We start from the raw sequence: 19,129 nt of genomic DNA on the forward strand, positions 1-19,129 counted from the left end.
GCGCGCGTATCAGGTTTTGGCGAGTGCCGGGCAACGTGGATTACCCGGCAATATGGGGGGATTTACTCCCCTTCACCCGGGAACATAAACGGGTTAATCGAACTTCTGGCGAAACCTTCCTGCTCCATGCGGGCATCCAGCACCAGCGAGGCGAGATCGTCGGCCACGGCTTCCACTTGCGGATCTTTTTCCTGGTACAGAATCTTCAGGTAAGTCCCGCAGTCACCGCAGCTTTCGGCCTTAATGGCCGCCTGCTCGTTGTCCAGAGACCAGTAATGTAAATCCCGGCTCTGCTCGCAGTTGCTGCACTTCACGCGCACGACGTGCCATTCGGTTTCGCACAGGTTGCAGTGCAGGTAGCGCAAACCCTGCGTGGTGCCAATTTGCACCATGCTGGATACCGGCATTGAACCGCAGACCGGGCAATACTGACGCTGTTCGCCATACTCGGCGCGCGCCTTGCCAGGGATCAGGCTGGCCATCTGCGCCCAGTAGAGCGACAGCGCAGCCCAGATAAACGGCGCTTTGTCGCTACTGACCGAGGCAAAGTCGGAAGCGAACAGGGCGCTTGCCATCAGCTCCAGCTCCTGCTCAGAGGCTTTTTCGAGGTTTTCGATGACCGCCAGCGCCGGGCCACTCATCTCTGGCTTGAGCTCGGCAATCAGCGAATGCAGGAGCTTGTGCCAGTGCTTGTCGCGCGGCAGCACGTGAATATCCAGCGGCGGTTTGCCCTGCTCGTTCGCTTCTTTGAGGCGGGCGGTCAGATCCATCTGTAGCGGATGGTCGTAGAGCACCACTTCCTGGGCGTGTGCAATGAGCGCAGCAAAGCGCAGGTAGTCGCCCAGCGGGTTGTTCTGTGCCAGTTCGCGCAGACGATCGGCCCGACGGTTATAAAGATTTTTCAGCCTGGGAAACAGTAACGGCGGAATGTACTCCGCCGTACGTTTCTCGCTCGAACCCAGCTCATCTTGCGGGATTATGCGAATACTCATTCAGTCTTCTTTTCCTGTTTCTGGCGAACTTCCCGGTACCAGCGGGGATGATGTTTCTTCGCCCATGTTTTGGTCACCCAGCCCTCCACCATCGCGGTAATGGTGCCTTTCACCCACAGGGCGGCGTAAATATGCACCATAATAACCACAATCAGGGCAACGGCGGCAAATGAATGCAGCATCAGCGCGAAGCGGATCACCGGGATTGAGAACGCCGGCGCAAAATACGGACGCCAGATGATCACGCCGCTCGCCAGCAGCAGCACCAGCAAGATAATCGCCGCCCAGAATACGCACTTCTGGCCGAAGTTATAGCGCCCGGTATCACCCACTTCCTCGTTGACGACGATCTTACGAATATTCTTCGCCCAGAAGATATCATCCCGGTTGATGAGGTTATGGTGCCAGTAGCGGAAAAACATGATGATGAACGACGCGAACATGATAACGCCGACAAACGGGTGCAGTATACGCGCCAGCTGCGGTGTCCCCATGATCTGCATCAGCCAGTTGAAGGACGGGAAGAAAAAGCCCAGTCCGCTCACCGCCGCCAGCACGAAGCAGAAGGCGGTGACCCAGTGGTTGATGCGTTCCGGCGCCGTGTAGCGCACAATGGTGTCACGTCTTTTCATTTGCGCACCTCGTCATTCTCTTCATGCAGGTTGTCCTCTTCCTCTTCCGCACGGTTCGGACCGACCCCGACATAGTGGAAGACGCTGGCGGCGAAAGTCGCGGCAAATCCTACCGCCGCGAGCGGTTTCCAGATACCTTTCCAGAACTTCACGGTGGCGCTGATTTCCGGGTTCTCCGGCAGGCCGTGATACAGATTCGGTTTGTCGGCGTGGTGCAGCACGTACATCACGTGCGTGCCGCCGACGCCGGCCGGATCGTACAGGCCCGCGTTGTCGTAACCACGGGTTTTCAGTTCAGCGACGCGCTCGCCTGCCAGCGTTTTCATATCCTCTTTGGAGCCAAAGTGGATAGCGCCGGTCGGGCAGGTCTTCACACAGGCAGGCTCCTGACCCACGGTGACGCGGTCGACGCACAGCGTACATTTGTAGACGCGGTTGTCTTCCGGGTTCAGGCGCGGCACGTCAAACGGGCAGCCGGCGATACAGTAGCCGCAGCCGATGCACTGCTCGGACTGAAAATCCACGATACCGTTGGCATACTGAATGATAGCCCCTTCCGACGGGCAGGCCTTCAGGCAGCCGGGGTCGGCACAGTGCATGCAGCCATCCTTACGGATAAGCCACTCCAGTTTGTCGTTCTGCTCCACTTCGGAGAAGCGCATCACCGTCCAGGATTTGGCGGTCAGATCCGCGGGGTTGTCGTACACCCCGACGTTGTGACCGACTTCATCGCGGATATCGTTCCATTCTGAACAGGCGACCTGACAGGCTTTACAGCCAATACAGGTGGTGACGTCGATAAGCTTCGCGACTTCCTGCTGGTGGTCCCGCGCCTGAGGCGCGGGAGTGAAACCGTTAGTCGCGGAACGACGAATGATGTCTTGCGATTGATAAGCCATAAGTCGTCTCCGTTACACCTTTTCCACGTTCACGAGGAAGGCTTTAAACTCCGGCGTTTGCGTGTTCGCATCGCCGACGAACGGCGTCAGCGTGTTGGCGATAAAGCCTTTCTTCGCCACCCCTTCATAGCCCCAGTGGATAGGAATACCGATGGTATCAATATCCTTACCGTCCACTTTCAGCGTGCGAATACGCTTGGTCACCACCGCCTTGGCCTTGATATAGCCGCGGTTGGAGGAGACGCGAACGGTATCGCCATGCGCGATGCCGAGCTTGTTCGCCAGCTTCTCGCCGATTTCCACAAATTGTTCCGGCTGGGCGATGGCGTTGAGCAGCGCATGCTTGGTCCAGTAGTGGAAGTGCTCGGTGAGACGGTAGGTGGTGCCGACGTACGGGAACTTATCCGCTTTACCCATCTGTTCCAGGTCGCCGCTAAAGACGCGGGCGGCCGGGTTAGAGACCACATTCGGGTGCAGCGGGTTGGTGCCCAGCGGCGTTTCAAACGGCTCGTAGTGTTCCGGGAACGGACCTTCCGCCATCTTATCAAGAGCAAACAGGCGGCCCATGCCTTCGGGCTGCATGATGAACGGCCCGACATCGCTGCCTGGTGCGGCGGCACTGTAGTCCGGAATGTCCACGCCGCCCCATTTTGCGCCGTCCCATTTCAGGATTTGGCGTTTGGGATCCCACGGGTTGCCCTGCGGGTCAGCGGAAGCACGGTTGTACAGAATGCGACGGTTGAGCGGCCATGCCCAGGCCCAGCCCAGCGTATTGCCGAGGCCGGATGGATCGGCGTTATCGCGACGCGCCATCTGGTTGCCTTCCGGCGTCCAGCTGCCGGCGAAGATCCAGCAACCGCTGGCGGTGGTGCCATCATCGCGCAGCTGCGCGAAGGAGCTGAGCTGCTGGCCTTTCTTCACAATCACCGCGCCGGTGGCCGGATCGGTAATATCTGCCAGCGCCTTGCCGTTGCTCTCCATCGCCACCTCTTCCGAAGCGGGTTCGTGCGGCGTGGAGTAGTCCCAGGTCATGTTCAGCACCGGCTCAGGCGCCGGACCGCCGGTTTCCGCGTACATTTTCCGCAGACGTAAGAAGATGCCGGCGAGGATTTCGCCATCGGTGGTCGCAATCCCTGGGGCATCCGCGCCTTTCCAGTGCCACTGCAGCCAGCGTCCGGAGTTAACGATGGAACCATTCTCCTCGGCAAAGCAGGTAGAGGGCAGGCGGAACACTTCGGTCTGTATTTTCGCCGGATCGACATCGTTCGACTCACCGTGGTTTTGCCAGAAGGTAGACGTTTCGGTGTTGAGCGGGTCGATGGTCACCAGGAACTTCAGTTTCGACAGCGAGGCGACCACTTTGTTTTTGTTCGGGAACGAGGCCACCGGGTTAAAGCCCTGGCAAATATAGCCATTGACCTTGCCCTGATACATCATCTCGAAGTACTGCAGGACGTCGTAGCCCTTATCCCACTTCGGCAGCCAGTCAAAGCCCCAGCTGTTTTCCGCCGTGGCTTTATCGCCAAAGAAGGCCTTCATCATTGAGACGAAGAATTTCGGGTAGTTGCCCCAGTAGTTCACCTGATCTTTCAACAGCGGCTTCGGCGTGTTGGCGGACAGGTAGGTTTGCAGGTCGGTCTGCTTCTCACTCGGCAGCGTCATATAACCCGGCAGGCTCTGCGACAGCAGCCCCAGGTCGGTCAGCCCCTGAATGTTGGAGTGACCGCGCAAGGCGTTCACGCCGCCGCCAGCCATCCCCATGTTGCCGAGCAGCAGCTGGATCATCGCCATGGTACGGATGTTCTGCGCACCGATAGAGTGCTGCGTCCAGCCGAGCGCATAGAGGAATGACGCGGTTTTATCATGCGCGCTGGTTTCAGCGATGTACTCACAGACTTTCAGGAAGTCCGCTTTCGGCGTACCGCAGATATTTTCCACCACTTCTGGGGTATAGCGAGAAACGTGCTGCTTCAGCAGGTTCCATACGCAGCGCGGATGTTGCAGCGTCGTGTCGCGTTTCGCGAAGCCGTTTTCGTCCAGCTCATAGTTCCAGCTGGTCTTATCGTATTTGCGGCTTGCCGCGTCATAGCCGCTGAACAACCCGTCATCGAAGCTGTAATCCTCACGTACGATCAGGCTGGCGTTGGTATAGGCTTCGGTGTACTCGCGGTTGAATTTTTCGTTATTCAGCAGGTACAGGATGACGCCTGACAAGAAGGTGATGTCAGTACCGGAACGAATCGGGGTATAGAAGTCGGCTACCGACGCAGTACGCGTAAAGCGGGGGTCGATAACAATCAGCTTCGCGCCGTTGTGGATTTTGGCTTCCATCGCCCAGCGGAACCCTACCGGGTGCGCTTCAGCGGCATTACCGCCCATCACCACGATCAGGTTGGCGTTTTTGATGTCAACCCAGTGGTTGGTCATCGCACCGCGACCAAATGTTGGAGCAAGACTTGCTACCGTTGGTCCGTGTCAGACGCGCGCCTGATTGTCGACCGCGAGCATACCGAGCGCGCGGGTGAATTTCTGCGTTAAATAGCCGGTTTCGTTACTGGAGGCTGAAGCGCACAGCATGCCGGTGGTCAACCAACGGTTGACGGTGGCGCCAGCGTCGTTTTTGGCGATAAAGTTGGCATCGCGGTCTTCTTTCATCAGCTTCGCGATACGATCGAACGCGTCGTCCCAGCTGATTTGCTGCCACTTGTCGGAGCCTGGCGCACGATATTCCGGGAATTTCAGACGGCTTTCGGAATGAATAAAGTCGACCAGACCTGCCCCTTTCGGACAGAGCGCACCACGGTTGACCGGGTGATCAGGATCTCCTTCGATATGAAAGATGGATGCTTTGGCGTTTTTCGCACCGTCGCCGAGGCTATACATTAACAGCCCGCAACCGACGGAACAGTACGTACAGGTGTTACGGGTTTCGCGGGTACGCAGCAGTTTATATTGCCGGGTTTCCGCGAGCGCGGCGCCTGGGGCAAAACCCAGCGCCGCTGCCGTTGTGCCTGCCATACCGCCAGCGCAGATCTTAAAGAACTGCCTTCTGCTGACCTGCATGGTTCACTCCTTGTATCGACATTGTCACATGTAGTTATTTACTTTGCGGTAAGCGCCGCAAAGGTTCAGAATTGGGGGTGATCCCCCTTTCACTTGAAGGGGTATGCAAAGAATACCACATTGTGTGTATGCCTGTTCCAATACGGTTAAAACAAAGTGAACAAGAACCCTCCCGAACAAATTGAAAATGTGACAAGCATCACAGGATGTCGTCAGGTCGTGCTCTGGAAGCGCGATGATTTGCAACATCCGCAGTCTGACGAATTAGCCGAAGAAGTACCGGTGGCGCTGGTCTATAACGGTATCTCACACGTTGTCATGATGGTCTCTCCTAAGGATCTGCAACGTTTTGCCGTCGGTTTTTCATTATCAGAAGGGATTATTGAACACCGGCGCGAGATCTACGGGATGGAGGTAGTGCAGGCCTGCAACGGTCTGGAAGTTCAGATTGAGCTTTCCAGCCGTCGTTTTATGGGGCTGAAAGAGCGCCGTCGCGCGCTGGCCGGGCGAACCGGCTGCGGCGTTTGCGGCGTTGAGCAGCTCAACGATATCGGCAAGCCGGTGCAACCTTTACCATTCACCCAAACCTTCAGGCTGGAGAATCTCGATCGCGCGCTGGAGCAGCTTCGTGGTGTGCAGCCGATTGGTCATATCACCGGCTGCACCCATGCGGCGGCGTGGCTGTGTCCGTCCGGAGAACTGGTGGGCGGACACGAGGATGTCGGGCGTCATGTCGCGCTGGATAAACTGCTGGGGCGGCGCGTAGAAGAGGGCGATGACTGGCAATGCGGGGCGGCGTTAGTCTCCAGCCGCGCCAGCTACGAGATGGTGCAGAAGGCGGCAATGTGCGGCGTGGAAATTCTGTTTGCGGTTTCCGCCGCCACCGCGCTGGCGGTGGAGGTCGCGGAACGTTGCAACCTGACGCTGGTGGGCTTTTGCCGCCCGGGCAGGGCGACGATTTACACCCATCCGCAGCGGTTGATCGCAGGTTAAAATTAAGTCAGTTTTTTTGAATGATGAGAGCAAATCCTTCCGCTTTTAGTTGTGGGTTGTGAGGTCTAGTATTTATCACATCAAGGCACATCGCCTTATCCAAACAACTTAATGAAGGATTTACATCATGAAAAGCATCAAAACTTTTGCTGCAGTTATCGCTCTTACCGTTTCTTTTGGTGCTTTCGCCGCTGAAAGCGTGACCGCCACCGCCGCAACCATCGACGGAGCTGAAGCGAAAATTGCCGCTCAGGCACAGGCCGCTGGCGCATCGTCTTATAAAATTACCGAAGCCTTTACCGGTAACCGCGTGCACATGACGGCGGAACTGAACAAATAAATCTGGCATTACCGTCGAAAGAGCGCCTGCGGGCGCTTTTTTTGTTTTTCTGCTTCGGCCATCAGATCTCTCCGCCCGACTTCGCCACTTCTGCGTAAAAAAATGTGGTATTTATCACGTTTCTCTTCTTTGTTTTTCGCGCCGCCATTAAACCCCCGGTAAGCAAAATGACGCGCTATCCTCTTAATATTTAACCTGATGAATAATAAAGTTATTTGAAAATAACTGTTAAGACGATCTCATCTTTTAAATGAGATTCCGATCACAAAAAACACATCATATTTATATCTGTCAATCGTTACTACGGATAAATTAATCATAATTATGTGATCTTCATTGCAAATACAGGTCTTGAACTTAGGGATAAATGTGGGCAAGGAAATATGACGGTGGTGATCATGAAAATCGGTATTGTTATTAGCGGTGGCGATGTGTCCGGAATTAATAATTTTATTTTTCAGGTTGCGAAACTGGCGAGCGCGGAAATCACCATATTTAATGGTGGTATACCTGGATTGCTCGACAAAAATCACCAGGAAATCGCCTGGCGGGATCTCGTTGATTTCTCTATTTGTTCACTGCCTGTTATTACATCCGGAAGAACCACTCGCAAATTGCTGAGGAATGAGTATGAAGCGATAGCCAGGAAAATTAAGTCGCTGCGCCTTGATGTGTTAATTATGGCTGGTGGCGATGGTAGCCTACAGTTCCTTAATACACTTAGCGAATTTGACATTAACTGTTTCGGTGTCGGCATGACTATCGATAATGATGTATATGGTAGTGATTATACTATCGGTTTTTCGACAGCCTGCGAACAAATTATCAAGGAGGTTTCCCGTTTAAGAAATACCGGCAGAGCATTACCTGGGCGGGTGTTTATGGCTGAAATATTAGGAGGGTATTGCGGGGAACTCACGTTGCAGTCAGCGATTAAAAGTAATGCCGATATTGCGCTGATTCCGGAAGCACAGATGCCATTAGACGATCTGGCCGAGCGCGTCAGACGTAAGCTTCGCGAGCAAAACAGCGTAGTGATTCTTTGCTCTGAAGGCTATACCAGGGAGTATTCCCCTGGCTTTCAAGGGGCTATCGATACGATGATCAAGCAGCTTGAGCCACGCATCGGTGTCCGCATCCGTAAAACCATCATCGGCTATGGACTGCGCAGCGGCGACCCGACCTGCGAAGAGATTTACCAGGGGACGATCATGGCGAATGAAGTCGTTCGCTGTATTCAGTCAGGAATGAAAAATAAAGCGATTATTATAAATTCAAGCAATAAACCTATTCCAATTGATTTAGTCAGTATGAAAAAACGTCTGGTAGATATCGAAGGACATCATTATAAACTTGCCAAACAACTCAATATCATTTGAGGAGACCCTACATGCTGAAAATTCTTTGCGTATGTGGCTGCGGCCTCGGTTCAAGCTTTGCCATCGAAATGACGGCGAAAGCAGTATTAAAGAAACTGGAAATCCCTGCACATATTGAACACACAACTGTATCTGAAGCCGGAGCGTTCAAATCCGATATTATTTTGACGCAAAAAACATTTGCCGACATATTAACCGCTGACGCTAATGAAGAGGAAATAAAGCGCGTGGTGGTCCTTAATAAACTTACGGATAAAGATGAAATTGAACGGAAAATTGTCTCATTCCTGAAAGAGCGCAACCTCAAGGTGGCCGACCATGAATAGCTTTATCGAGTTTATTGTTAAAGATTTGCTCGGCCAGGCTTCGATATTAATCGCATTTATTGCCATGCTGGGTCTGATCTTACAGAAGAAGTCAGTGGGTAAAATAGTCGAGGGGACGTTTAAAACGCTGCTCGGATTCTTAATTATGATGGCCGGCATTAATATTATTGTCGCTACCCTGAGCTTCCTTAACGATATCTTCACCCACGGTTTCGGGATGAAGGGGTATATCACCGATGTTGCCGCTATCGCGGGTCTGGCGAATCGGGAACTGGGTTCTGAAGTGGCGTTAACGCTGATGGTTATCTTTGCCGTTAACATTATTATCGCCCGCCTGACGCCGCTGAAATATATCTTCCTCACCGGGCAGGCGCTGCTGTGGATGGCGACGATTGGCACGGTGATTGGCTACAAAGCCGGGCTGACCGGGCTGCCGCTGATCCTGACCGGCGGTGTCTTTGGCGGCGTTATGGCGGTACTGATGCCGGCGCTGGCGCAGCCGGTGGTCAGACGCATTACCGATTCTGACGATGTGGCTCTCGGGCATTTTTGCACCATCGGATATTTAGTCCAGGCGGCGGTGGCTAAAGTGGTGGGTAAAGGCTCCCGCTCAACCGAAGATCTTGAACTGCCTGATAACTTCAAGTTTCTGCAGGATACCTATCTCGCCATGGCGGTGGTGATGGTCCCCATGTACCTGATCCCGGCGCTGGCGGCCGGACCGGAGTATGTCGCCCGCTTTTCCGGCGGCGTCAACTACCTGATGTATGCCTTTATGCAGTCTGTTCAGTTTGTGGCAGGGGTCTTTGTCCTCTACAGCGGCGTGCGCTTATTGCTGAATGAACTGGTCCCGGCCTTTCGCGGTATTGCCATGCGTATTGTGCCGGATGCGAAACCGGCGCTGGACTGCCCCGTGCTGTTCCCTTATGCCCCTAACGCGGTCATCGTGGGGTTCCTGGCGACGACCGTGGGTTCGATAATCGGCATGCTGGTCTTCCCGATGTTTGGCCTGGCGATGATCCTCCCGGGACTGTTAACCAACTTCTTTGCCGGCGGTACGGCGGGGGTCTTTGGTAATGCGCTGGGTGGACGTCGCGGAGCAATGATTGGCGGTGTGGTTCACGGCCTGTTTATTACTTTCCTGCCCGCCATTCTGGTCCCGATGCTTGAAAGCTATGGTTTTACCGGCGTCACATTCAGTGATTCCGATGTCATTAGTTCGGGTCTGGTATTAGGCCATGCCTTGCAGAATAACTGGTTATTTGTTGCCTTGTTTATTGTTTTTGTCGCCGCACTGGCATGGTTCGTAAACGGTACATCATCTAAGTCGAAAGGGGAAAATATTCATGAGTCTGTATAATTTCAACGATATTCTGAAAATCGCCCGGCAAAGAAATTACAAAGCTATTGGCTCATTTAATCTGCACTGTATCGAAATGCTGCCAGCCTTTTTTAAAGCCGCGCAAAAGAGCCATAGCCCATTAATGATTCAAATCTCGACCGGTACGGCGGAATATCTTGGCTATCGTTTACTGGTGGATGCGGTTCGCTCTCTGGCGGAAAGTGAAAATGTGCCAACCTGTCTGCATCTGGATCACTGTTCTGATATCAGCGCGATTGAAACGGCCATGAATGCCGGATTTTCATCGGTCATGTATGACGGCTCGCACCTGGGGCTGGAGGAGAATATCGGTAATACGCGGATTGTGGTGGAAATGGCGCGGCCGCGGAATATTACCGTTGAAGGCGAGCTGGGTGCCATCGGGGGATCAGAAGATGGTAAAGCCGTTGCCGCAGAAGATATCTGTTTTACCACCGTCGAGGACGCCACGCGCTTCGTGAATGAGACTCAGGTTGACATGCTGGCTGTCTCCGTCGGCACCGTGCACGGCCTTTATACCGGCAAGGCGCAGATCCAGCATCAGCGCCTTCAGGAGATTAGCCGGGCTACGGGCGTGCCGCTGGTGCTGCACGGCGGTACCGGCGTCAGTGATGAGGATATGCGTAAAGCGGTGAGTGAAGGGATTAATAAGGTCAATGTGGGCACAGAAATGAATGTGCAGTGGGTTGACCAATGTAAAACCACTTTTGAAAAAGGCAAGGTGAATGACAGCGTGCGTAAGTTTTTAATTCCCGCCAATAATGCGGTCACCCAGGTACTGATGGAAAAAATGGCATTATTTAAATAGTTAAATCCGCAATAATAAATTGTCATGACCAGGTTAGCCCTGCACCCGTCAGGGCGGGAGAAGATTATGTTTCAATCACTGAAAGCGTTGTGGAAAAAAGAGCATCATCCGCCGCAGGATTATGATCGGCTGTCCCGCGAACTGGCTGAAGAAATAAAAACGCTGGAAAATGAACTACAGGGCGAGCCTGGCAATGGTGAGATCCAGAAGGCATTGATGCTGAAGTATAACCGGGCGCTATCGGTGTATGTTAAAAGCAAAATACATCGTCAGGATATCGACGCGCTATTTATTCGGATTGATGAGTTACGCAATATTATTCGCCGCAATATCTAGGGAGGCGTAATGACCATAAAAGATTTGCTGATTGAAGCCGATGCCATTCAGGTCGGCGTGATGGAGTCTGACTGGCGCAGGGTGATTGAGCTGGCCGCCAGCCCCCTGGTGGCGAACGGGTATCTCTCTGAGAGTTATAGTAAAGCGGTTATTGATAATACGCTCAATCATGGTGCTTATTACGTATTCGAAGAGGGCATTGCTATTCCACATGCCAGACCGGAATGCGGCGTGAAGCGAAACTGCTTCAGTCTGGTGGTATTAGATAAACCGATTCAATTTGCCGGCAGCGACAGAGCGGATATCGTCATTATGTTCGGCGCGCAGGATAGCAATGCGCATATTGAAGAAGGCATTCGGGCGATTGTGGCGCTGCTGGACAATAACCAAACCATGGCCAGGCTCCGCGCCGCCAGTACCAGAGAAGAGGTGATTGCGTTGTTATGAACAGACATCTCACTGCCGGCTGTAAAACCGTTATCTTAATTAACGGCGTCCCCGCTTCGGGAAAGAGCACGATAGCCCAGGCGCTAGCGCAAACCTTTGGCCTGCCGCTCCTGACCATTGATGAGATTAAAGAGCCGTTTATGGCGTGCTTTACCGACATCGATCGGCCTTTTAACCGTCAGCTGGGATGCGCGGCCTACGAGGCTATCTGGTCGATCATCGGCCATTCGCCAGCCAACGTTATCTGGTTAATCGACGCCTGGTTCGGTTTCCAGCCCCGGGAGACCCTGCAACGGTTGTTGCATCAGGCGGGGGTTGAGAAAGTGGTTGAGATCTGGAATCACATCTCTCCTGAACTGGCGGTGTCACGCTATGCCACGCGCCTGCAGGATCGTCGGGCGGGCCATCCCGGAGAAGAATATCTGCCGGAGCTTGCCCTGCTGGCTGAACGGGCTGAGCCGATGCGACTCGGCCCGGTCTTCACGGTGGATCAACAGCAGCCGCTGGATATTGTCAGGCTGTCGGAGTGGATTCAGCAGACGCCAGGTTGACGCAGCGTCTGATTGCCGGATAGCGCTTGCGCCTGTCCGGCCTACGCAAGCCCGACCAGACGCAGTAGCGCCGTGACCACCGCCGCCGAAATAATCACCACGATCAGCGGCATCTTGCGCCAGGCAAGAAAGACGGCGAAACCGACGCCCAGTACCCGCGCCATGCCGGCAAAATGTTCGCCTTCATAAAAAGTGGTCGCCAGGGCGACAGAAAACAGCAACACCGTCGCCGCATCGGAAAGTAGTGCCTGAGAACGTGCAGAAAGCGCTAAACGACTGCCGAGCGTTGCCCCGCCCAGACGCATCAAATAGGTCCCTGCCGATAAAATCGCCATACCGACGATGAACAGCGTGATGTCAGCCATTATTTTTTCCTCGCCATCAAACCAAACAGAGAGAGCAGCACCGGCAGACCCACCGGGGCGAAGGGGACGGTGGCAAGAGAGAGCGCCGCGCCGCTGCAGGCGCGGATTAAGGTGGTGCGATTTTTAAACGCCGGCACCACCAGCGCCAGCAAAATAGCCGGGAATACCGCATCCAGACCAATGGTTTCCGGGTCAGGCAACAGCTTGCCGACCATGGCGCCGAGCATCGCCCCCACGGGCCAGATAATCGCTACGCCCAGGCCGCATAGCCAGTAGGCGGCTTTACGCTGTTCCGGCGTTTTTTGCGCGAGCCCGAACACCACGCTCTCATCATTCATAATATGACAACCCAGCAGGCTGACGCCGCGTTTGCCGACCAGCTCGCGCACCGTGACGCCGAACGGAATATGGCGGGCGTTGACCAGCAAGCCTGCCGCCGCAGCGGCCAGCGGGTTTCCGCCGCTGGCGATAATGCCGATAAACATAAATTCGGAGGCGCCTGCCAGTACCGAAAGGGAGAGCGCAAACGGAACCCAGACCGGGAAGCCGTAGGCCATCGCCAGCGAACCATAGGACATGCCGACGATGCCGACCGCCAGACACACTAACGCTATCGCTTTGATGGTGTCTGCTTTGAGACAGGAGAAGGGCTGCTTCATACTATTTAGCCATATCGAACGAATTTCCATTATAATGAACGCATCGGTATTGATTTTCAAGACGAACGAATCGTTCGTTATAAAAAACGTGGAGCCGTGTATGACACAGCCAATTAGCCTGATTGCCAAAAGTCTGGTACGTGAACGGTCCCGTACCGGGCTATCGCTGGCGGAAGTGGCGCGCCGGGCAGGTATTGCCAAATCAACGTTATCGCAGCTGGAATCGGGCAACGGTAATCCGAGCCTGGAGACCCTGTGGGCCCTCTGCGTCGCGCTCGATATCCCTTTTGCGCAGCTGCTGGAGCCGCAGGCGCAAAAGACCCAGGTATTGCGTCGCGGAGAAGGAACCAAAGTGGTGGCCGAACAGGCCCATTACCAGGCGATTTTACTGGCGACCTGCCCGCCGGGCGCCCGCCGTGATATCTACCTGTTACTGACGCAGCCAGGCGCTGACCGGATTTCTCATCCTCATCCAGCGGGTTCGGTTGAGCATATTATTATTACCCAGGGGCGCGCGCGGGTCGGGTTGACCGAAGCGCCGGAGGAGCTGGGGGAGGGCGATTACATCTGCTATCCGGCGGATCAGGAACATGTATTCCAGGCGCTGGAACCGGATACCCAGGCGCTGTTGGTGGCCGAGCATCATTAATCTTAATAACATTCTGCGTATATATTCGTAATATGCAGAATGTTATGCCGTTAAATATATTAATGGCATATATTATTTTACACCCTACAGAACCCGGAATCTCTCTTTCTGTTCACCCCTTCTTGTCATTTTTGTTTGCTTCCGTTTTGTCTGGAAACATGGGATTGATGTCACTCTTCCACCCTTGGGTGGTTCGTATACTGCAATGGTGATATCGGGGTTAATTATGTTTCTTGAAGAACGTAGAAAGTCTATTTTGCGATATTTAGATGAGCATGAACGTGGCTATGTGAATTATTTCTCGGCTCATTTTAATGTCACTAAAGAAACGATACGTAGTGATTTGAATACTCTTGCAGATATGGGGCTGGTGCAGCGCTGTTATGGCGGGGCCATTATATTACGGCGTAGTTTGCAGGCCGAACTTATATCTGAAACCGGTGATAGTTTTGAGGTGCTGCTGCAACCTGTTAATCACCGAAAATCACCAGGCGATGAGCGAAAGAAAGGAAAGTTTATGCAGGGTAAGGTATGTGTATTTGGCTCGTTCAATGTTGATATTGTGGCTAAAGTTGAGCGCTTCCCAAGGGGCGGCGAGTCGATAATGGCGCTTGGCAGCAGCCTGGGGCCGGGCGGGAAAGGGGCAAACCAGGCAACGGCTGCCAGTAAAGCAGGCGCTCAGGTGCATTTTGTCGCCAAGGTGGGTAAAGATCAGTTCAGTAATTTAGCGGCAGATCATTTAACGCGCTCGGCAATTCACTCTTACACGCTTTATCAGTCTGAGAGTGAGCCAACTGGTAATGCGATTATTTACGTTTCTCAGGAGAATGGCGAAAATATGATCGCTATTTATTCTGGGGCTAATACAACTATTACCCATAGTGAAATCCAGGCAATCGTTCCGGAGTTATCTTCATCTGATGTTTTATTAGTTCAGATGGAGAATAATTTCGATGCCACTCATTCGATCATTAAGATAGCTCACGATCTGGGTAAACGGGTCATTCTGAATCCAGCGCCCTATTCTGCCGAAATTATTCCCAGCATCCCCTTCGTTGATGTGATTACGCCAAACGAAACGGAGGCCTCTTTATTATCGGGTATCGAGATCAACGATCTTGATACGGCAAAAGAAGCGGCCCTACGTATTGCCGGACTGGGGGCTAAAAAAGTGCTGATTACCATGGGGTCGCGCGGCGCGCTGCTGCTGGATAATCGCCAGTTCAGTCATATACGCGCTTTCCCTGCCGTCACCGTGGATACCACCGGTGCTGGCGATGCTTTTAACGGTGCGCTGGCCGCCTCGCTTGCCGCCGGAAACAGTCTGGTGCAGGCCGCAACCTGGGCCTCCGCCTTCGCCTCTCTGGCTGTTGAACTAGAAGGGGCATCCAACATGCCTGATTTTGAACAGGCAAACGCACGACTCCGTACCCTCTGAACTCGGGAAAAAATAATATGAAAACGATCAACGGTATTGTTCCGGTAATGCTGACGCCATTTACAGCTGGCGATCGGATTGATTATCCGGCTCTGGCGAAATTAATCGACTGGTATCTGGAGAAGGGCGTTGATGCGCTGTTTGCCGTCTGTCAGTCCAGCGAAATGCAGTTCCTTTCCTTAGAAGAACGCGTTGAACTGGCGAATTTTGTGGTACAGCACGTGAATGGCCGTATCCCGGTTATCGCCTCTGGCCATATCAGCGATGACATTGACGCGCAAAAATCCGAGCTGCTGGCGATGGCACAGACCGGTATTGATGCTCTGGTACTGGTGACTAACCATCTCGATCCGCGTAATGAGGGCAGCGAAGTCTTCTATGCGACGCTGAACACACTGTTAGATACGCTGCCAGCCTCGCTACCGCTCGGTCTTTACGAGTGTCCGGCGCCTTACCGCCGCTTACTTAGCGATGATGAATTTACCTGGTGCGCTAACAGCGGCCGCTTCGTTGTGCTGAAGGATGTGAGCTGCGATCTGCCGACCGTTGAACGTCGCGTACGTCTGGCGCAGGGCACGCCGCTTAACGTCATTAACGCCAACGCGGCGATTGCCTGGCCTGCGATCCTGGCGGGGTCACAGGGCTTTAGCGGCGTGTTTACCAACTTCCACCCTGAACTATACAGCTGGCTGTGGCGCGAGGGGAAAAACCAACGCCTGGTAGCCGATGAGCTGGCGATTTTCCTCTCTCTGGGGGCTGTAACGGAAACGCTGGGCTATCCGAAAAACGCCAAAATCTATCATCAGCGCCTGGGGACTTTTGACAGTATCAACTGCCGGGTTAACAAGGATGATGTGCTGAATAAGTTCTGGGGACTGACGGTGATTCTCGACCAGATTCGCGCCGGAACCGAACAGTGGCGTCAGCGTATCGCGGGCTAAGCAGAGGATGCCATTATGATCGTAACCAGTCTTAAGGCATGGCCAGAGCAGGCAGCGGCCTACCATCCGGTACTGCGGCAGGCGCTGGCTTTCCTCGCTCAGAACGATTTTCAGGATTTCGCGCCGGGTAAAATCGACCTGATCCCCGGCAAGCTATTCTGCCTGTTGCAGGAGATGGACAGCGTACCTTTTGCAGAGGCGCGCCCGGAGTCGCACCGCCAGTTCATCGATATTCAGTATCTGATTTCCGGTCATGAGCGCATGGGGGTCAGTCGTGTCGAAAGCGGACTGCATACCGTTGTGGATGACCGTACGCCGCAGCAGGACATTCTGTTCTGGCAGGTTGAAGAAGAAGAGATGCAGGTCACGCTAACGCCCGGTATGTTCGTGATTTTCTTCCCGGAAGATATCCATCGCCCGTGCTGCCATCCGCAGGGTGACGGGATAACCCCTCTGCGCAAAGCGGTGATCAAAATCGATCGCGCGTTACTGGAGGAGGCGGTATGAGCATCGTAAATTCGACTTCCGCCGCGGCAGTTACGCCGCCGAAGCTCTCCCGACGCCGCTGGGGGATTATTTTGATTCTGCTGCTGGCTGCGGTTGTGAACTACCTTGACCGCGCCAACCTGAGTATTGCCAATACCACGATTTCGAAGGAGTTTGGTTTCTCCGGCACTGAAATGGGCCTGTTGCTGTCGGCATTCCTCTGGCCGTATGCTCTGGCGAATCTGCCCGCCGGATGGCTGGTTGACCGCTTTGGTCCTAAGAAGATGTTCACCGGCGCGCTGACCCTGTGGTCCGCCGTGACTTTCCTGATGGGGTTTGTTAATACCTACAGCTTTTTCTATGGCCTGCGGGTGCTGTTGGGGGTTGCTGAGTCGCCGTTCTTTACCTCAGGTATCAAGATCACCCAGAGCTGGTTTTCCGATAAAGAGCGCGGACTGCCGACATCGATAATCAACACCGGTTCGCAAATCGCTAATGCTATTGCGCCGCCGCTGCTAACCATTCTGCTGCTGTGGGTAGGCTGGCGCGGGATGTTTATCGCGGTCGGTCTGCTGGGGATTCCGTTAGTGCTGGCATGGCTGAAGTTTTATCGCGACCCGGATGCGCGGGAAGCGATGCTGATCCATACCGGGAAAGTCGCGGTGACTACGGCGGATAAACCGCAGGTAAGCTGGGGCGCGCTGTTCCGCAATAAAACAACCTGGTTCATGATTTCCGGCAACTTCTGCATCATGTTTACTATCTGGGTTTATTTGACGTGGCTACCGGGTTATCTGGAAACGTCCCTCGGCTTCAGCCTGAAGCAGACGGGCTTTATTGCATCGATTCCGTTCTTCGCCGGTATTCTTGGCGTCCTGTGCGGTGGGATGCTCTCTGATCGCCTGGTGCGCAGAGGCGTTAATGCGGTAACGGCGCGGAAAGTACCTATCGTGCTGGGTGCGGCAATGGCGGCCTGTTTCGTGATGCCGATTCCGTTTGTCAGCAACAGCGGTACCGCGATTACGCTGCTGACGCTGGGTTATTTCTGCTCGCAAATGCCGTCCGGGGCTATCTGGGCGCTGGCGGCGGATATGGCGCCAAAAGAGCAGGTTGCTTCTCTCGGCGCGATCCAGAACTTTGGCGGTTTCCTCGGTGCAGCGCTGGCGCCGGTGATCACCGGGATTATTCTTGATGTTACCGGCCAGTTCACCAATGTCTTTATTCTCGGCGGCTGCCTGCTGTTCCTTGGCGCCTGTCTCTATGGCTTCTTTGTGCGTAAACCTCTGGCACAATAGTGCTTTCCTCAGACAAAGCGCCGACCGGCGCTTTGTCGCTCTTGCTGGACGCCATCCCCGTATTGCGGGAAACTAGCCGCATTCTCCGCGAAGACAGGGATACATATGTCGCTGAAAGCCATTGCTAAAGAACTTGGGATCTCGGTCACCACCGTCAGTCGGGCATTAAACGGCTACGACGACGTGTCGCAGGAGACGCGCGCCCGCGTTGAGGCGGAGGCAAAACGCCGCGGCTATCGGCCCAATACCTTCGCCCGGCGTCTTAAAATGGGCAAAATCGATGCCGTGGGTCTGGTATTCCCCGTGCGTCCGGCTCCGCTGAATAACACGGTGTTTCTTGAGATGGTCGGGGAGATTAGCCATGAGCTGGCGCGTTATGAAATTGATTTGCTGCTGATCGCGGATGATGAGCAGGCGGATAAACATGGCTATATGCGCATGGTGCAAAGCCGGCGGGTCGACGCGCTGATCGTGGCGCACACGCTGGATGACGATCCGCGTCTGACGCAACTGCTCTCCTGCGGATTCCCCTTCCTCGCTCTTGGCCGCAGCCGCCTGCCGCAGCCCTACGCGTGGTTTGATTTCGATAATTATGCCGGCACCTATCGCGCGACCCGCCACCTGATCGGCCAGGGCCATCGGCGCATCGCTCTGCTGGGGGAAAACAACAGCCAGGCGTTTATCACTCAGCGGCGTAACGGCTACCTGGACGCCTTGCGTGAGGCCGGTCTGTCCGAAAGCTGGCTGCGCAGCGTGCCGCCTACCCGTCGCGGCGGATACCAGGCTACGCTGGAACTGTTGCGCCTGCCGGAGCCGCCGACGGCGATCGTCACGGACTGCAATACCCACGGCGACGGCGCGGCAATGGCGCTCTCGCAGCTGGGGCGCCTGACCGGCGATAGCCGCGTGTCATTAGTGGTTTATGACGGATTGCCGCAGGACAGTATTATCGATACCCAGGTCGCTGCCGTGATTCAGTCCACCCGTCAGGGCGTTGGCCGACAGATTGCTGAGATGGTCCGGCGGCTGATCGCCGGTGACGACCTCTCCTCTTTACAGGTGCTCTGGCAACCTGAATTCATCCCAGGCGCCACTGCCTGACCTCTTTCCGCAACGCTAATTTCTGCACTCGATCACGGATCCGAAACG

The 19,129-nt window shown here is 54.4% G+C and carries 21 protein-coding genes; 15 read left to right on the forward strand and 6 right to left on the reverse strand.

Translation table 11 applies throughout. The annotated features are described in order from the left end of the window. Positions 1 to 62: 62 nt before the first annotated feature. The 4 genes from fdhE to fdnG are packed head-to-tail and all read right to left on the reverse strand — an operon-like array spanning position 63 to position 5,586. The gene (gene fdhE / locus FNY10_RS24840; protein WP_131050730.1) at positions 63 to 992 is read right to left on the reverse strand and encodes a formate dehydrogenase accessory protein FdhE; all 930 of its coding nucleotides are present in this window, start codon (positions 990 to 992) and stop codon (positions 63 to 65) included. Continuing rightward, the gene (fdoI, locus tag FNY10_RS24845) at positions 989 to 1,624 is read right to left on the reverse strand and encodes a formate dehydrogenase cytochrome b556 subunit (RefSeq protein WP_160704130.1); all 636 of its coding nucleotides are present in this window, start codon (positions 1,622 to 1,624) and stop codon (positions 989 to 991) included. Before fdoI ends, fdhE begins: the two co-directional genes overlap by 4 nt. Next, positions 1,621 to 2,523, reverse strand: coding sequence for a formate dehydrogenase subunit beta (gene fdxH / locus FNY10_RS24850; RefSeq protein ID WP_160704128.1), 903 nt, complete (start codon positions 2,521 to 2,523; stop codon positions 1,621 to 1,623). Before fdxH ends, fdoI begins: the two co-directional genes overlap by 4 nt. 12 nt (positions 2,524 to 2,535) lie before the next feature. After that, positions 2,536 to 5,586, reverse strand: coding sequence for a formate dehydrogenase-N subunit alpha (gene fdnG, locus FNY10_RS24855; protein ID WP_131050425.1), 3,051 nt, complete (start codon positions 5,584 to 5,586; stop codon positions 2,536 to 2,538). Between the two features lie 156 nt (positions 5,587 to 5,742). Here fdnG and fdhD point away from each other — a divergent pair, with 156 nt between their 5' ends. The 9 genes from fdhD (at position 5,743) to FNY10_RS24900 (ending at position 12,147) form a co-directional block, all read left to right on the forward strand. Continuing rightward, entirely contained in the window at positions 5,743 to 6,579 is an 837-nt protein-coding gene (gene fdhD / locus FNY10_RS24860; RefSeq protein ID WP_160704126.1) for a formate dehydrogenase accessory sulfurtransferase FdhD, read from the forward strand. Positions 6,580 to 6,706: 127 nt separating this feature from the next. Next, a complete protein-coding gene (locus FNY10_RS24865) occupies positions 6,707 to 6,919 on the forward strand; it encodes a YdgH/BhsA/McbA-like domain containing protein (RefSeq protein ID WP_131050427.1) in 213 nt (70 codons plus the stop codon). A gap of 398 nt (positions 6,920 to 7,317) precedes the next feature. Further along, positions 7,318 to 8,298, forward strand: coding sequence for a 6-phosphofructokinase (locus FNY10_RS24870; RefSeq protein WP_131050452.1), 981 nt, complete (start codon positions 7,318 to 7,320; stop codon positions 8,296 to 8,298). Between the two features lie 11 nt (positions 8,299 to 8,309). Beyond that, on the forward strand, positions 8,310 to 8,624 hold the full coding sequence (locus FNY10_RS24875) for a PTS sugar transporter subunit IIB (RefSeq protein ID WP_032696660.1): 315 nt from the start codon (positions 8,310 to 8,312) through the stop codon (positions 8,622 to 8,624). Continuing rightward, entirely contained in the window at positions 8,617 to 9,984 is a 1,368-nt protein-coding gene (locus FNY10_RS24880; RefSeq protein ID WP_142255801.1) for a PTS sugar transporter subunit IIC, read from the forward strand. The genes FNY10_RS24875 and FNY10_RS24880 overlap by 8 nt, the downstream gene beginning before the upstream one ends. Continuing rightward, complete coding sequence (locus FNY10_RS24885; protein WP_131050429.1) at positions 9,971 to 10,813, forward strand: class II fructose-bisphosphate aldolase; 843 nt, start codon at positions 9,971 to 9,973, stop codon at positions 10,811 to 10,813. Before FNY10_RS24880 ends, FNY10_RS24885 begins: the two co-directional genes overlap by 14 nt. A gap of 66 nt (positions 10,814 to 10,879) precedes the next feature. After that, positions 10,880 to 11,149, forward strand: coding sequence for a hypothetical protein (locus FNY10_RS24890; protein ID WP_131050430.1), 270 nt, complete (start codon positions 10,880 to 10,882; stop codon positions 11,147 to 11,149). 9 nt (positions 11,150 to 11,158) lie between these two features. Beyond that, a complete protein-coding gene (locus FNY10_RS24895) occupies positions 11,159 to 11,596 on the forward strand; it encodes a PTS sugar transporter subunit IIA (protein WP_131050431.1) in 438 nt (145 codons plus the stop codon). Then, a complete protein-coding gene (locus FNY10_RS24900) occupies positions 11,593 to 12,147 on the forward strand; it encodes an AAA family ATPase (RefSeq protein WP_100685438.1) in 555 nt (184 codons plus the stop codon). The genes FNY10_RS24895 and FNY10_RS24900 overlap by 4 nt, the downstream gene beginning before the upstream one ends. A gap of 41 nt (positions 12,148 to 12,188) precedes the next feature. Here FNY10_RS24900 and FNY10_RS24905 read toward each other — a convergent pair whose 3' ends face one another. Both FNY10_RS24905 and FNY10_RS24910 read right to left on the reverse strand, forming a co-directional pair. After that, positions 12,189 to 12,512, reverse strand: coding sequence for an AzlD domain-containing protein (locus FNY10_RS24905; RefSeq protein WP_100685437.1), 324 nt, complete (start codon positions 12,510 to 12,512; stop codon positions 12,189 to 12,191). Beyond that, a complete protein-coding gene (locus FNY10_RS24910) occupies positions 12,512 to 13,171 on the reverse strand; it encodes an AzlC family ABC transporter permease (protein ID WP_131050432.1) in 660 nt (219 codons plus the stop codon). The genes FNY10_RS24905 and FNY10_RS24910 overlap by 1 nt, the downstream gene beginning before the upstream one ends. A 100-nt stretch (positions 13,172 to 13,271) precedes the next feature. Between FNY10_RS24910 and FNY10_RS24915 the strand changes: the two genes are divergently transcribed. From FNY10_RS24915 to FNY10_RS24940, 6 genes are all read left to right on the forward strand, one after another. Continuing rightward, positions 13,272 to 13,820: a helix-turn-helix domain-containing protein gene (locus FNY10_RS24915; protein WP_131050433.1), complete on the forward strand. Its 549-nt coding sequence runs from the start codon at positions 13,272 to 13,274 to the stop codon at positions 13,818 to 13,820. A gap of 226 nt (positions 13,821 to 14,046) precedes the next feature. Then, positions 14,047 to 15,258, forward strand: coding sequence for a PfkB family carbohydrate kinase (locus tag FNY10_RS24920; protein ID WP_100685434.1), 1,212 nt, complete (start codon positions 14,047 to 14,049; stop codon positions 15,256 to 15,258). A gap of 17 nt (positions 15,259 to 15,275) precedes the next feature. Further along, positions 15,276 to 16,199 (forward strand): dihydrodipicolinate synthase family protein, encoded by a 924-nt coding sequence (locus FNY10_RS24925; RefSeq protein ID WP_131050434.1) that lies wholly within the window; start codon positions 15,276 to 15,278, stop codon positions 16,197 to 16,199. A 15-nt stretch (positions 16,200 to 16,214) separates the two neighbouring features. Next, the gene (locus tag FNY10_RS24930; protein ID WP_100685432.1) at positions 16,215 to 16,706 is read left to right on the forward strand and encodes a YhcH/YjgK/YiaL family protein; all 492 of its coding nucleotides are present in this window, start codon (positions 16,215 to 16,217) and stop codon (positions 16,704 to 16,706) included. Then, complete coding sequence (locus FNY10_RS24935; RefSeq protein WP_160704124.1) at positions 16,703 to 17,980, forward strand: MFS transporter; 1,278 nt, start codon at positions 16,703 to 16,705, stop codon at positions 17,978 to 17,980. Before FNY10_RS24930 ends, FNY10_RS24935 begins: the two co-directional genes overlap by 4 nt. Positions 17,981 to 18,085: 105 nt before the next feature. Continuing rightward, positions 18,086 to 19,081, forward strand: coding sequence for a substrate-binding domain-containing protein (locus FNY10_RS24940; protein WP_142255796.1), 996 nt, complete (start codon positions 18,086 to 18,088; stop codon positions 19,079 to 19,081). The last annotated feature ends 48 nt before the right edge of the window (positions 19,082 to 19,129 follow it).

This window comes from Klebsiella sp. Lac1, assembly GCF_009825425.1.
Classification (GTDB): Bacteria; Pseudomonadota; Gammaproteobacteria; order Enterobacterales; family Enterobacteriaceae; genus Klebsiella; species Klebsiella electrica.